17 protein-coding genes are annotated in these 12,684 nt (G+C 62.0%); 8 read left to right on the top strand and 9 right to left on the bottom strand.

Translation table 11 applies throughout. From position 1 onward, the window contains the following. The first annotated feature begins 85 nt into the window (after positions 1–85). From M727_RS0115995 to M727_RS0115965, 7 genes are all read left to right on the top strand, one after another. Positions 86–1,195 carry a DUF3182 family protein gene (locus M727_RS0115995; protein WP_198032644.1) on the top strand — a complete coding sequence of 370 codons (1,110 nt, stop codon included), beginning with the start codon at positions 86–88 and terminating at the stop codon, positions 1,193–1,195. 108 nt (positions 1,196–1,303) lie between these two features. Continuing rightward, on the top strand, positions 1,304–1,648 hold the full coding sequence (locus M727_RS0115990) for an STAS/SEC14 domain-containing protein (protein WP_027153524.1): 345 nt from the start codon (positions 1,304–1,306) through the stop codon (positions 1,646–1,648). Positions 1,649–1,668: 20 nt separating this feature from the next. Beyond that, positions 1,669–1,890 carry a hypothetical protein gene (locus M727_RS0115985; protein WP_023799490.1) on the top strand — a complete coding sequence of 74 codons (222 nt, stop codon included), beginning with the start codon at positions 1,669–1,671 and terminating at the stop codon, positions 1,888–1,890. Between the two features lie 118 nt (positions 1,891–2,008). Beyond that, positions 2,009–2,182: a hypothetical protein gene (locus M727_RS0115980; protein WP_245268652.1), complete on the top strand. Its 174-nt coding sequence runs from the start codon at positions 2,009–2,011 to the stop codon at positions 2,180–2,182. Between the two features lie 188 nt (positions 2,183–2,370). Continuing rightward, a complete protein-coding gene (locus tag M727_RS0115975; protein ID WP_027153522.1) occupies positions 2,371–2,898 on the top strand; it encodes a ferritin-like domain-containing protein in 528 nt (175 codons plus the stop codon). A gap of 276 nt (positions 2,899–3,174) precedes the next feature. Next, positions 3,175–3,726, top strand: a complete 552-nt coding sequence (locus M727_RS0115970) for a hypothetical protein (protein ID WP_245268651.1) — start codon at positions 3,175–3,177, stop codon at positions 3,724–3,726. Positions 3,727–3,869: 143 nt separating this feature from the next. Beyond that, on the top strand, positions 3,870–4,433 hold the full coding sequence (locus tag M727_RS0115965; RefSeq protein WP_027153520.1) for a sigma-70 family RNA polymerase sigma factor: 564 nt from the start codon (positions 3,870–3,872) through the stop codon (positions 4,431–4,433). Here M727_RS0115965 and M727_RS0115960 read toward each other — a convergent pair whose 3' ends face one another. Next, on the bottom strand, positions 4,434–4,616 hold the full coding sequence (locus M727_RS0115960) for a hypothetical protein (protein ID WP_023801247.1): 183 nt from the start codon (positions 4,614–4,616) through the stop codon (positions 4,434–4,436). It lies immediately after the preceding gene. 271 nt (positions 4,617–4,887) lie between these two features. Between M727_RS0115960 and M727_RS0115955 the strand changes: the two genes are divergently transcribed. Further along, positions 4,888–5,103, top strand: a complete 216-nt coding sequence (locus M727_RS0115955; RefSeq protein ID WP_027153519.1) for a hypothetical protein — start codon at positions 4,888–4,890, stop codon at positions 5,101–5,103. Between the two features lie 22 nt (positions 5,104–5,125). Here M727_RS0115955 and M727_RS36530 read toward each other — a convergent pair whose 3' ends face one another. Genes M727_RS36530 through M727_RS0115915 form a run of 8 tightly spaced genes read right to left on the bottom strand, consistent with a single transcriptional unit; the run spans position 5,126 to position 12,677 of the window. Then, positions 5,126–6,151: a class I SAM-dependent methyltransferase gene (locus tag M727_RS36530; RefSeq protein ID WP_084646760.1), complete on the bottom strand. Its 1,026-nt coding sequence runs from the start codon at positions 6,149–6,151 to the stop codon at positions 5,126–5,128. Beyond that, positions 6,148–7,137 (bottom strand): GNAT family N-acetyltransferase, encoded by a 990-nt coding sequence (locus M727_RS0115945; RefSeq protein WP_027153518.1) that lies wholly within the window; start codon positions 7,135–7,137, stop codon positions 6,148–6,150. The genes M727_RS36530 and M727_RS0115945 overlap by 4 nt, the downstream gene beginning before the upstream one ends. A 9-nt stretch (positions 7,138–7,146) precedes the next feature. Then, positions 7,147–8,211: a glycosyltransferase gene (locus tag M727_RS36525; protein ID WP_036262374.1), complete on the bottom strand. Its 1,065-nt coding sequence runs from the start codon at positions 8,209–8,211 to the stop codon at positions 7,147–7,149. Continuing rightward, positions 8,208–9,059 (bottom strand): PIG-L domain-containing protein, encoded by an 852-nt coding sequence (locus M727_RS0115935; protein WP_051505625.1) that lies wholly within the window; start codon positions 9,057–9,059, stop codon positions 8,208–8,210. Before M727_RS0115935 ends, M727_RS36525 begins: the two co-directional genes overlap by 4 nt. Positions 9,060–9,066: 7 nt before the next feature. Next, the gene (locus tag M727_RS0115930) at positions 9,067–9,999 is read right to left on the bottom strand and encodes a beta-xylosidase (protein ID WP_027153516.1); all 933 of its coding nucleotides are present in this window, start codon (positions 9,997–9,999) and stop codon (positions 9,067–9,069) included. Next, positions 9,992–10,753, bottom strand: coding sequence for a TIGR04290 family methyltransferase (locus M727_RS0115925; RefSeq protein WP_027153515.1), 762 nt, complete (start codon positions 10,751–10,753; stop codon positions 9,992–9,994). The genes M727_RS0115930 and M727_RS0115925 overlap by 8 nt, the downstream gene beginning before the upstream one ends. Positions 10,754–10,755: 2 nt before the next feature. Further along, positions 10,756–11,562, bottom strand: coding sequence for a sugar phosphate nucleotidyltransferase (locus M727_RS0115920; protein WP_027153514.1), 807 nt, complete (start codon positions 11,560–11,562; stop codon positions 10,756–10,758). After that, positions 11,562–12,677 (bottom strand): glycosyltransferase, encoded by a 1,116-nt coding sequence (locus M727_RS0115915; RefSeq protein WP_027153513.1) that lies wholly within the window; start codon positions 12,675–12,677, stop codon positions 11,562–11,564. The genes M727_RS0115920 and M727_RS0115915 overlap by 1 nt, the downstream gene beginning before the upstream one ends. Positions 12,678–12,684: the final 7 nt, after the last annotated feature.

The raw sequence follows: 12,684 nt of genomic DNA, 5'->3' as shown, positions 1-12,684 counted from the left end.
CGCCCAATGGCCATAACGAGGAAGCACCGGAACGAGCGAGATGACCGAGCACAGAGGCACTCAGCCGAGCCAGCCAAAAGGCACCGTGATCGCATTCTCCGCGCCGGGCTGCGAGCCTCTCTACGCTCACGAGCGGGAAGCCATAGCTGCCGTCGCCCGCACCATTGCCACGCTCAAGGGGTTTGCCTTCCGGCAGGGTCTAGGCCACAGCAGCGGCAATGGCGGGCGCTTGTACTTCGTGCCGGACGACAGCTTGCTTGCCAGCGATGCGGCACGGCTGGGTATCAACGGGCCGCAAGACCTCTTCGGCGGCGTGGTGCCTTGGCGATTCGCGACCACCAAGGCGATAACCCACGAACTGGTCGACGACCTGGCCGAGCGACCGAAGGAATGGTCAACCGGCTTCGGCAGAACTGTCGCCGCCGCAGTATTGCCTGGCTACACCGTGTTTTCGCGGCACGATGCGCTGCGAGCAGCGCAACGCCTGCTGAGGCATGGGCTGGCCCGGCTCAAGCCACCGCTTGCCTCGCGAGGCCAGGACCAGCACATCGTTCGCACGGTCGCTGACGTCGAGAGACTGCTCGAGCGATACCGCTCCCCCGACTTGGACGAGTACGGTCTGGTGCTCGAAGCTGACCTTCGTGACGTCGTCACTTTGAGTGTTGGCAGAACCGAGATCGACGAAATCATGGTCGCCTACTACGGCACTCAAACGACGACGACCGATAATGCGGGACAATCCGTTTATGGCGGGTCGGACCTCATTGTCGTGCGCGGCGGATGGGAAGCTCTCGAAGACCTTCAGCTTCCCCGCGCACTGGCTTCGGCAATTGCGCAGGCGAGAGCCTATGACGCGGCGATGGCTGAGTATCCTGGATTTTTCGCCTCGCGGCGCAACTACGATATCGGCCAGGGTGTCGATTCGTCGGGTATCTGGCGATCCGGTGTGCTCGAGGCCAGCTGGCGCATTGGCGGCAGCAGCACGGCCGAGCTTGCGGCAATAAAGATCATGAAGCAGGACCCGGACATCCAACTGGTGCGTGCGTCCGCGGTCAAGACGTTCGGCAATACCAGCCGGTTGCCTGACAACGCCGACGTTCACTTTCAGGGAGAAGACCCCGATGAGGGTCCGATCACGCGCTATACCGTCGTCACGAATGCGACCCGGGAGCCGCCAAGGAAAGCGGTGGGTTAGTGTCTAAAGGACCAGGGAACATCCGTCGGCGGCTTGAGTTGTTCGGCATGATCCCGAAAACCAATCCGAAGGATGAAAAAGTGATCGAGGTTATTTCTGCTCCTGAGAATGTCGCCGCATTTCGCGTTTGCCGGTACCGTGACCGCGGAGGACTACGACAAGATCATCCCGACCATCGAAGAGAAACTGAGCGAACATGAAGAGATCGGCATCCTGGCCGACCTTACCGATCTGGAGGACATGACGGGCGACGCGTTGCGCCGCGATCTGCAGTACGGCTTGAGCAAACTTGGCGAACTCCACCGCTTCCAGCGTGCCGCAGTGGTGTCCGAAAAACAGTGGATCAAGGCAGCTACCGAAATGACGGGCGCACTGTTCCCGCAGATCGAGGCGCGGGTGTTCCCGGCGGACGAAAAGACCCAGGCTCTGGAGTGGGTAGCACGCGTTCAATAGCGGTATCGAGGGGAGCGGCCATGCCAACCATCTACAACAAACGACAGAATTCGGACGGCCTGTGGGAAGTCTATGACGACGAGAGCGAGGAAGCCGTCGTGGTTGACGGCATGCCGCTTTCCGGCCTCGATGAACTCGAAGCCAATGAGGCCATTCGAAAACTCAAGCGGGGTGAGGTGACTTCCGACAACATTCCGCCGACTGCCCAGTCTGGCTGGCCTCCGACCAAAGACGGCATATAATCAATGCAAGCGTCCTGCCCCGGCGCGAGCAGGTTGCAGGGGCCACGTTTCCAGTGCATTCTTGCTGTCGTCGATGACCACACAGTATCTTAACCACCAGTTGGAATGCCCTTATTGCTTGACGATAAGGCTGAGGATTCCGGCCGACGCCGGTCCTGACGACCGGATCTTTTGCGACGACTGTGGCGAATTCCTCGGGACTTGGGACGATCTGCTTACCGATTTTGAGAGGCAGGGCGGCCAGGATGGAGTGTTCCGTCTCGACAAGGGCCGTATCAAGCGGATCGATTGAGCCGATTGCTGGCGAAGCCATTTGCTCGCACCGCCGTCTCGCCAGCGTAAGCCTTGCAGCACCTGCGCGGCCTGAGGCGAAAAATTTCCAGCGGCTCGAATCATCAGGGAACTTGTTGCCGGCCGGCGGGGTTATCGGTCGCCTTCCCAGTTAGGGAGGCTAGCTCCAAACCTCAGCGGGAGACGACCATGGCAACTGCGAAAAAAGCTGCGAAAGCGACAACCAAGGGCCTTGAGGACCTGTTCCTCGACGGGCTGAAAGATCTTTACTACGCCGAAAAGAAAATACTGAGGGCGCTGCCGAAAATGGCCAAAAGCGCGGAGTCGGAAAAAGTGGCTGCTGCCTTCGAAAAACATCGCATGGAGACGGAAGTTCACGTCGACCGGCTCGAGGAGGTGTTCGAGAAATTTGGCAAGGCGGCACGCGGCAAGACCTGCCCGGCGATCGACGGCATGATTGAAGAAGGCTCCGAGATCCTCGAAGACTATGACGGTGCTCCTGCGCTCGATGCCGGACTGGTCGCAGCGGCGCAAGCCGTCGAACATTACGAGATCGCCCGGTACGGCACTCTTGTCGCCTGGGCGGAACAGATGGGAAAGGCCGATGTCGCCGCCCTTCTCAAGGCAACGCTCAAGGAAGAGGTCGCGACAGACGAAGCGCTGACCGGGTTAGGCGAGGGTGGTGTCAACCAACGTGCCCTCCAAGCCGCCGCCTGATTCCTGGTGGTGACCGGCTTGCGGAGCCCAGGCGAAGATCGCCAGGCTCCGCTCGCAAGATGCAGGTAGTGCCTTGCCGTCCGGGATTCTTGAACCGGCGTGGCCGACTGGCCATTGCCAGGCTTGAATTAGCTTGAACCGGAATCTTCAAGAAGACCAATGGGTTCAAAGACATTGCGCAGATGTCAGGTGAGAGAGCCCGCTATCGTTGGCGTTGGCGTTCGGCATGGCGTTGAGTGGCCGAGCGACCCGTTTAGCGAGCCCGGTCGCGGGTGATTGGAACATCTGCCGACCAACGCCGTTGATATGCTCGGCAGGCGAAAGGGGCTGCATATGTCAAAACTTCAGGCGGTGACTCCAGAGCATCTGCAGCGGCTCAAGCTCGAGGCGTCTGCTTATTTTGGTCCGAAAGTGCTCCACGAAGCATTGTTGCGTCTTTGCCAGGCTTGCGGACGCGATAGCCTTGACCGGTTCGAGAAGACCATGGTCGATAAGATCGAGGCAATGCGCGATGAGAGGGCCGATTTCGAGACAATGAAGGAATTTGCCATCGAACAGCTTTACGCCTGCGTTCGCGAGGTCAGTAGTTCGCCTGACATGAAACAGCCGCTGGAGGGAGCAGAAGCCCGAAGGACGCCTGGTCGGTCGGAAGAGCCGAAGACCCTGGAAGACCAGTTGCAGGCCGGGCTTGAGGATTCTTTTCCCGCGAGCGACCCGCCGGCGGTGGTGTCCACAGCGATATCCGGCGGGGCGAAAAAGCTGGTCGGGACTGACGAAGTCCTGAAAAAGCAGCGGGAAGAGGCGGCCAAGAACAACGACCGGTCATAGACGGCCGCCCGCCCAATCCGAGATTTTCCAGCACCTTATTTCGATGTCCGGAACGATCCAAACCTTCATGCATTTAGCTAGGGTCTGCGTTCATCAACTCTTTCTTGCTGGGAGCTGGACCATTGTCCTCCAGGGGCTACCCCTTGGCCAACCAGGAAACGGATGACGTTTCCATCGTTGACCTGATACCTGCCTTGCGCGCCTTCGCCCGCACCTTCTGCCGGGTTCCCGACGATGCCGACGACCTGGTCCAGGAGACATTGACCAAAGGGCTCGCCAACATCGACAAGTTCGAGCCCGGAACGCGTATGAAGTCATGGCTCTTCACCATCATGCGCAATAGCTATTATACGCGCATCAAGGCCGCCGACAGGGAAAAGCCGGGCCTGCTTGACTGCGCCTCCGCAATCCCGATTACGGAAGCGACGCAGGAGTGGTCCGTTCAGAGCAAGGAAGTCTCCAACGCGGTCCAGAGGTTGCCGGAGCATCAGCGCGAGGTCCTGATGCTGATCGGGGTCCTTGGCGTCAGCTATGAAGAAACTGCCGAAATATGCGGTTGCGCGGTTGGAACGGTAAAAAGCCGCCTTAACCGAGCGCGTGCCAGCGTGCTGGAATACCTCGGCGAAAGTTCCTTGCAGACATTGGTGGAACGACGCAATCACCTGTCAGCAGCACAGGGAAACTTCGCAGTCGACAGGCGCCGATAGCTAGTCCTGTTTCTTTGCTTTGCATCGACGCTTCTCGACAAGCGCATTCTGCAATTGAACCGCAAGGTCGGTCAGCTGGTCGGGGACCTTTTCCTGCTCGATAGCAGTCAGCAGAGATGCAATCTTCCGGTCTATTGCCAGCCGGAGTTTCGGGCTGATGCTATCGTCGCTCGAGCGAGACATAGTGTTCTCTTAACGAATCAGTCCCTTCACCAGTGTGGTGACGGCAATCAGAGTTTGCAAGGATTCGCGCGTCCTCACAGTCAGCGCCGTCCCTTGCACAGCCCGTCCCTTGCACAGCATTGTGTATCGAAGCTGCTGGTCTCGTCGGGGAAGCCTATGCTTTCCCCTCGGGTCCTCCCGGCGCTGTTGCCGGGTGCGCTCGACATTTCGACTCTCGTGACCTCGACTGGCCACTGGTCATGATTGGCGTTTGCGGTTGCAGCAGTCAGTCTTGGGAGAGACGATCTGCGGCGTGATACTGATCGGAGTTGATCCGATTGCCATCGAGCCGGCGTTGCTCGGTGTGCTGCTTCCCAGGCTCTGCTGGACAAAGCAAAGCCGCGTTTCCTTGACCTTGTCCTTGGCCAAATCGGTCATCGCGCCGGCCGCCGGAGCCTTTATCTTGACGGCAGAGGTGATGTCTATCTTGCCGCCGGATGCGTTCTAGTCCTCCTTCGGATTGTCGGCACTCACAGGTGCCCTGTCTGTTTGGTGCGCCTGTCTGTTTGGTGCGCCTGTCTCTTTGACGCCCTCGTCTCTTTGACGCCCGAACAATCATTGCGCCGTAATGTTCCCTCGGATGCCACAAGAAGAAAGGCATTGCCGTCCCACAGCCGGAACGGCTTCGCGCCGTCAGCCACGACCTGCATGCCATGGGCTTCGGCGAGGCGGTGAACATCGGCACGATCCAGCGCCGTCGATCCGCGATAGGAGTAATTCAGAAGTGCTGCCACGCCTGACGGTTTCAGAACACGCGCAATTTCCTCGAAATACCGCTCCGCCAGGCCAGCCAGCACCAGGTAGGGGAAGCTGTCGACAGCCAGCACGCAATCGAAGCTTGCGTTGGTAAAATCGGCGAGATCGAGACCAAAGGTCGGCCGCAGATCCACATTGCGCAGCCCGGCACATCGCCGACGAGCGACCGAAATCATCTCCAGGGATATGTCGATGCCGACGATCCGGTGCGCGGCATCCGAGAGCGCGCTTTCGAAGCGGCCGATGCCACAACCAATGTCCAGTATGTCCTGGTCGGGGCCGGTGAAGCCTTGCCGCTGCAACCATGCGACGATCTCGTCGGTGGCGGCGGTGAGTTTCTCCTCGTCTCCCAGCGAAGACAGTTGAACGCTCGCCGCCTGGGAAATCGTCGCCGCGGCATCAAAGCCGGCGGCCAGCCGCCTGACGACCGCGGCGTCAGTTTCCCATTCATCGCGTTCGTGGCGGACGGCGGCACCTGTTTGGCGCAGCGTGGTGAAGATGTCAGGCCTGTGACGAAGCAGATCGGCGATCCGCTCCAGTCTGTCGCGTTTTCGCAGGTCGGCTGAACGCATCTCCAGCGCCACATCGGCCAATTCTGCGGCATCGACCCCGGTCTCGAAGCGCAGCGCCAGTCTGGCAATGATGGCGTCGACGCAGGCGCCGTCGGCCAGGCACTCCTCGATCAGCATTTTTGCGGTCGATGCCGCCTGGGGCGATGGCTTTCGTCCGGTGGCGCTCATCGAGCCATGCTCCGCGTCCAGACCTTTCGCATTGTCCATTGGTCGACGGCCCCCCAGCCATACTTGTAGCTCTCCTGGCCGCGCAGAAAATCGAACTCCCGCGCCCCTTCACGAGCCGCTTCGGCAATCGCGTGACCGATCAGGATTGCGCCGGGACTTTCCTCGGCATAGGCCGGATCAAAACCGCCAAGGTAGGCGTAGGCGCGGTGGCGATGATGAAATCCGTAATAGGCGCCGACGACCGCATCGTCGATGGCAACAAGCCAGCATCGGACAAGACCCTGTGCGGCAAGCATGGGAAGCGCCTGCCGATGGAATTCTTCTGCAGCCGGATCGGCCAGGACGCCGTCGCCGCGCCCGGCCCAACGCGCGCCGTGAAGGCGGATCAGGTGATCGAAAAACGCTTTGCGATCGGCCTGCGCCGGTATGATGGAGACGCAGCCGCGCCGGCGTGCGGCATTGTGCGCGCGGCGCAACTGGCGTCTTCGCCGCGACGGAATGCAGACCGCGAGCGCATCGTCGCCAGCGATCGGCAGCACGGGACAAGCGGCGTGGTCGACGGGTTGATCCGCCTCCAGCGCAGGGTGCGCGATAGTGAGACCGGCAGCACCGGCCGGCAGGTCCGGTAAGATCCATTGCGACCAATTGATCGCCAGAACCCGGTCGGCGATGACGGCGGCGACAGCCGCTTCGATGCCGGGGCAACACAGGACATCCAGGTAGTCGCTCAACGAAATCCCAACCGGAAGCAGTCTCGACCCGCAAGTTGCGTGTTCCAGGTAAAGCGGTGCCAATCCCACCAGATCGTCGCCTCGCCAGACGGCGATCGTCGCCAACTCTCCGGGCGCGAATGCGCGCCACCACGGCACCAGCCAGGCGGGGCTTTGGAACGGCGTCGCTGTCCGGCTGTGCGCCCACAGCTCCCGCCAGCGCGGCGCCAGCGCCTCAAAAGCGGCCGGATCGTCGATGATCTCGGAGCGGAGCATGAAAGCCGCTCACTGCACCGCCGCCAGGCGCCTGCGGCCGGCACCAAGCCCTGCCAGCGCCTGGTAGGCGTCCATGTAAGACGAAATCATTTGGTCGAGCGAAAAGCGCCGCCGCGCCTCGGCCCGGCATGTCTCGGCATTCAGGCCGGAGGCTGCGACGATGGCCTCCGCCATCTCATGGATGTCGTTGACCAGAAAGCCCGTCTTGCCGTGTTCGACCACATCCGGCAGCGCACCGTTTGGAAAGGCGACGACCGGCGTGCCGCAGGCGAGAGCCTCCATCGCGACAAGCGAGCTGGTTTCCGCGGCAAGGCTGGGAATGACCAGGCAGCGGGCGGCGTTGAGAAAGTGCCGCTTCGCGACGAAGCCGAGCGGACCGAGGAAGCGGCGGCGCTGGTCGAGGCGCGGCTGGACTTCGTCACGAAAGTACAGCGTGTGCGTTTCGTAAGGGTAGACCTTGCCGCCGATGATCAGCCGCACGCCAGCCTGTTTGGCCGCGTCCAGTGCCAGGTGGATGCCCTTTTCCGGGCAAATGCGGCTGAGCACCAGCGCGAAGTTGCGCTTGAACTGCCGACCGCTCAGCGCATCGATATCCACGCCGTTTGGAATGGGCGCCAGCAGCCTGGCACCCGGCGGCGCGGTCCTCTGTTGGGCCATCGAGACGGCGTGAAGCCATAGATCGTCGCGGACCGTGCGCAAGGCATCGGCGGGATACCAGTCGAGCGGCAGGTGCAGGCTTACCAGGGTCGGGCCATCATCAGGCAGATAGGCATCAAAATCGATGCCGTGCAGATGAACCACGTCGATCGGCCAACGGGCGCGTGCGACTTCTATCGCGGTGCGGTGAGAGCGCTGTGCCCGTTTCTTCGCCGCATCGTCGAGCACACCTGGTTCAGCAGGCGTCTCGATGAGCACGCCAGCCGCTTTCGAGCCCTGGCAACCGATCACGATGGAAGCGTGTCCCGCGCGCACGAGTGCCTGGTCGAGCATCGACAGCACCTGCTCGGCACCGCCAACCGCATCCGGGCCGACTGGCGCGAGAGGGTAGGCGACGTTCAGGACGGTGAGGGTCATGGCCGGTCGAGCCCAAGCTCCTCATGCGCAGCGGCCGCGGCGTGAAGCCAAACCGCCGGCTCGAAGCCGAGCGGCAGCGCCTCGTAATAAAGCCTGCCGCTGTTCGGCAGCGCCAGGAAATCATAGGCAGGCGCCACCCGGAAACGTTCGATGCGCGCCGTGAACGGCGCCAGCGTCCGTTGCTGTGTCCGGTGGCAGGCCAGCATGCACTGCTTCCGTTCGAAAGCCGCTTCCGTAAGGTGCAATTCGATGCGCTCGCTGCCGGAATGACTGTTGAAATCCTGAAGGACCGCACCCTCAGGCCCGGCCGAATAGAACGCCATTTCGACGATGGCCGGTGCCTGGCGTCCGTCGCGGCGCAGCAAATGGCAGGCCGCATGGACGGCAAAGGCGGTCGCGTCATGATCGGGGTGACCACCTTCATAAGGATGCGTGCAGACGAAGCTGACATCGCGCTCGGCCAAAAGGCCGGTCAGTCCCCGTGCGAGCGAGCCAAGATTTCCGGCGGCCTGCTTGTCGGGATAACCGAGGCTGATCAGGGCCGTCGACGGCAATCCCGCTGCCGCCAGCACCGCCTCCAACTCCCGATGGCGGGCCTCGGCATAGTCCTGCCACGTCTCGAAGCCGTATGCTCGCGCGTCTTCAAGGTCTCTCGGCGCGCCATCGGTGACATGAACGATGCGAGATCCGCGCAAGCCGGCAAGATGCCCGCCGATGCCGATGGTTTCGTCGTCCGGATGCGCGACAACGATCATGATCTCAGCACCGTCTGAGCGGTGCGGAGCAGCACCTAGCAACAAGGCCGCGAATTCGGCAAGCGGTCCGGACCTGTCAGCTGCGTGTTGCATGACACACTCATGCTGCCGAAGCCCGCACCGCTCTGACCGGCGAGGCAGCCATGGCGGGAGCATAGCGGCGGGTCATCGTCGCGCAAAACTCCGCAAATTCCTCCGGCACCAGCGGCGGACTGGTGTGATGCGGCATCACTCCGCGGTGCTCCGGCGTGAAGCAGAAGGTGATGGTCACGTCGAAATCGGCAAGTGCTTCCATCTGCCGGTCGTACCAATCCAGCGCATTCGGCCTGAAACTGTCGGCCCAGGAAACCCCGGTGCGCAGATTGGTGACGCCCAGCCGTTTCATCCAGGCGACGGCGTCGTCCAGCCGGGGATCTTCAAAGTGGAACCATTGCACCAGCCCCATCCCGGGTAGGTAACGCAGGAATTCTTCGAGCGCGGGTTTGGGCGTGCCATCTTCGCGGAGCAGGCCCATGTAGAAGTGGCGATAGTAGGAGGAGCCTTCGGCCTCGCGATGACGCGTCGTTGCCCCCCATTCGCGCGGAAGATCGTAGAGGCTGTACCATTGCACGCGCGAGGCATTGCCGAGCAGCAGTTCGGCGCTCCGACGCAAACCCCAGAGCTGCACCTCCTCCGCCCCGAAGCTCGACACGCCAACTTCGCTGACCCATACGGGAAGATCGGTAACGGTCGAAATCTCGCCGATCTTCTGCGGCCATTCCTGAATCTGCCAGAGATTCCAGTCGAGTGGGAAACCATGCACACCGACGGCATCGACATGATCGAGCACCCCGTATTGCTTCATGAGCGCCATGAAATCGGCATCGATCGGCGAAATGCCGCCCAGTATCCTGGTCACGGCCGGGTTTGCCGATGCGATCGCATCGGCAGCCAGTATTGCCATGTTGGCGAAGCGGCTCCAGTCGGGGTCGAGTTCGGGATCCCAATGGGATTTGTTGTTCGGCTCGTTCCAGATCATCGCGGCTTCAATCATGAAGTGGTCCTTTCGACGGGTAGACGGCGCCGCCGCAGGCCGGCTCACCGGCGGCGCGGCAGAAATAAACCTCTTGCTCCGGGTGCAGCACGATCTCGAAGCCGGCGCTGCGCAGCATCGCCTCTGTGCAGGCGCGATTGGGAATCCACCAGTTGGTCGGGTCGTCGGCATAGCGATGCTCGACGAAATGCAGCTTCGGAAACTCCGGCCGGTCGAACAGATCGTGGGTCCAGAAAGGATAATTCTCATCGAGTGCAGGCAGTTCGATGCTGCCGCGCTGCATGGACTGGAAGATCATCAGGTCGCCGGCAACGTGCTCCCGGATCAGATCGAGAGCGAGCAGCGGGTGGCGCAGGTGATAAAGCACGCCCATGAACAGGACGATGTCGAATTTCTCCCGCAGGGCGCCAACGTCGTAGACCGAAAGCTGCTGGAATTCGATGTCGCAGTCAGCGATTTCGGCGGCGAAGCGCGCCTGCGCCAGATAGGCTTCATCGAAGTCGATGCCGAGGACGCGGCCGGCGCCGCGTCGCTTCATTTCGATCGAGTAGAAGCCGGCGTTGCAGCCTATGTCGAGCACGGCCTTGCCGGACAGATCGGCAGGAATGGCGTCGGCGAACTTGCGCCATTTGATCAGCGGATAATTGCCGAGGAAATGGTCGGGGGCGGTTTCGACGCCCGCCAGTTCCATGTTGTGGAACCACGGGCCAAGGGCATCGATGCGGCGGCGGATTTCGGCGTTCGAATGCAGCATGGCTAGCCTCCTTCGCCTGGATGGCTTGGTATCTGCGCTTGCCCCGGCAGCACGAACATGAGGTTTTTCGTGTCCTCCAACGTAGTATCGTTGTTCTCGAGCAGCCGAAGTGCGGTGCGGTAGCCGTTGAACGTGCCGACGTCGACATAGGCGGTGCCTGCCTTGACACCGCAAGCCTCACCGCCGGCCGCCAGATAGGCGTTGATAAGGGTGCCGACATATTCGTCGCTTTGATCCCGCTCGCGCCAAAGCGCGGCAAGCTGGTGAAGTATGCGGCCCGGCATCTTGAACGCCCCCCAGATCCAGTTCGATGCAGCGCCTTGTTGCTTGACCTGGATCTCCTTCACCCGGTCATCCCCGTCGAGAACGACGGCATCGAAGAGTTCCGGGTGATCCACCGGGAAGAGCAAAAACGACAGCCGGTCGTCCGGCAGGCGGCAAAAGCCATCTTCGGGAAACCAGATCGTGTCGGGCAGGCCGACCAGAACCGTCTCGTCCGGCGCGACCAGCGGCGCGGCGCGGAAGATCGCGTCGCAAAGACCGACGGGGTTGGGCTGCACGACAAACAATGCGGCGGCGTCGCCGTAGCCGGCGGCGTAGTATTCGAGAATGTCCGATTTTCCCGATCCGATGACGAAGCAGATCTTGTCGACACCGTTGCGCACCATGCGACGCACCAGATACTCGCTCACCGCGCAAGGACGCTCGGTCTGGCCGTCGATGCGGCTGCCGACCGGCAGGAGCTCCTTCGAGAAGCCGAGCGGTTGAATGCGGCTGCCGCGGCCGGCGGCGGGCACGATGCCCAACATCAGATTGCTTCCTTCAACGGCTCGCCCGCCGCCAAGCCCTGTCCCAAGCCCGGCAATGAATCGGACAGGAGGCGGTCCAGTTCCCTGGCGCGCTGCGCAGAGGTGTGTTCGTCCAACACCCGCTCGCGCGCCCGGCGCCGGATGGCGTCGACTTCGCTGTCAGGCAAGCCGACTGTCGCGACCACGTCGTCGGTGCTGTCCGCCAGGATGATCTCGCTGCCGGGCTGGAAAAAACTGCTCAGCCCGGGCCAGGTGTCGCTCACGATCGCCGCGCCGCAGGCTGCCGCCTCGAACAGCCTGCCCGAAGGACACCAGCCCCTCTTGGCCATCGCCTCGCGCGTCACGTTCAGCGTCAGGCGCGATGAGCAGAAGAAGGCCGGATGATCCGCAGGCGGAAGGTGCCTGACAAAGAAGATGTTTTCGCCCCACGGAAATTCATGCGGATATTGGGCGCCGCCGATGACGAAACGGCGGTCCGGCAGGCGCGCTGCCGTGCGGACCAGCAGCTTTTCGACGCCGGCCTGGCGATCGGCCGCATACGTTCCGAGATAGGACAAATCCCCGGCGAATTCAGCCCGGGGCTGGGCCGGCCGGTGTCGGTCGGGATCGACATGGCCGTAGAGAGGCAAGACTCGGCGGGCGCCCAGCAGCGTTTTCAGCGCATCGATTGCGGTTCCCCCCGTATAACTGAGGGCGAGGTCGAAATCGTGAAGGCCCTCGGGCCCGTAATAGGCCGGTCGTAGACCTTGTTCTATCCGGGCGAGCGTGACGGGGGTGTCGAGATCGTAGAAAACCTTCAGCCCGCGACAGGCCTGCTGCGCCAGGCGCGATGCCTCCACGGCGTCGGGGCAATAGGACGTGACGATGACGACGTCGGATTCCCCGATAGCCTGTTCCGCGACATGGCGAATGTCCTCCCACTCCGGATAGAGAACGACATTGCCGCCATCGAGATGGTCAAGATCGCGTGCGCCGGCATAGTACGGGGTATTGCGTTCGAAAAAGCTGACCGACCAGCCCAGGCGACCGAGCGCACGGATCAGCCCGCGCCACAGCGTCGCGTGTCCGTTTCCCCACGAGGAGGTGACGGTGAGACCGAAAATGACCATACGCATCCGGCAG

Source organism: Mesorhizobium sp. WSM2561, assembly GCF_000513915.1.
GTDB classification, from domain to species: Bacteria; Pseudomonadota; Alphaproteobacteria; order Rhizobiales; family Rhizobiaceae; genus Mesorhizobium; species Mesorhizobium muleiense.
This window is presented reverse-complemented; position numbering and strand designations above follow the sequence as displayed.

Coding starts and splice junctions, on each gene's coding strand:
- M727_RS0115990 (WP_027153524.1), top strand. CDS start 1,304: ATGTCGCCGCATTTCGCGTTTGCCGGTACCGTGACCGCGGAGGACTAC.
- M727_RS0115985 (WP_023799490.1), top strand. CDS start 1,669: ATGCCAACCATCTACAACAAACGACAGAATTCGGACGGCCTGTGGGAA.
- M727_RS0115975 (WP_027153522.1), top strand. CDS start 2,371: ATGGCAACTGCGAAAAAAGCTGCGAAAGCGACAACCAAGGGCCTTGAG.
- M727_RS0115960 (WP_023801247.1), bottom strand. CDS start 4,616: ATGTCTCGCTCGAGCGACGATAGCATCAGCCCGAAACTCCGGCTGGCA.
- M727_RS36530 (WP_084646760.1), bottom strand. CDS start 6,151: ATGAGCGCCACCGGACGAAAGCCATCGCCCCAGGCGGCATCGACCGCA.
- M727_RS0115945 (WP_027153518.1), bottom strand. CDS start 7,137: ATGCTCCGCTCCGAGATCATCGACGATCCGGCCGCTTTTGAGGCGCTG.
- M727_RS36525 (WP_036262374.1), bottom strand. CDS start 8,211: ATGACCCTCACCGTCCTGAACGTCGCCTACCCTCTCGCGCCAGTCGGC.
- M727_RS0115935 (WP_051505625.1), bottom strand. CDS start 9,059: ATGCAACACGCAGCTGACAGGTCCGGACCGCTTGCCGAATTCGCGGCC.
- M727_RS0115930 (WP_027153516.1), bottom strand. CDS start 9,999: ATGATTGAAGCCGCGATGATCTGGAACGAGCCGAACAACAAATCCCAT.
- M727_RS0115925 (WP_027153515.1), bottom strand. CDS start 10,753: ATGCTGCATTCGAACGCCGAAATCCGCCGCCGCATCGATGCCCTTGGC.
- M727_RS0115920 (WP_027153514.1), bottom strand. CDS start 11,562: ATGTTGGGCATCGTGCCCGCCGCCGGCCGCGGCAGCCGCATTCAACCG.
- M727_RS0115915 (WP_027153513.1), bottom strand. CDS start 12,677: ATGCGTATGGTCATTTTCGGTCTCACCGTCACCTCCTCGTGGGGAAAC.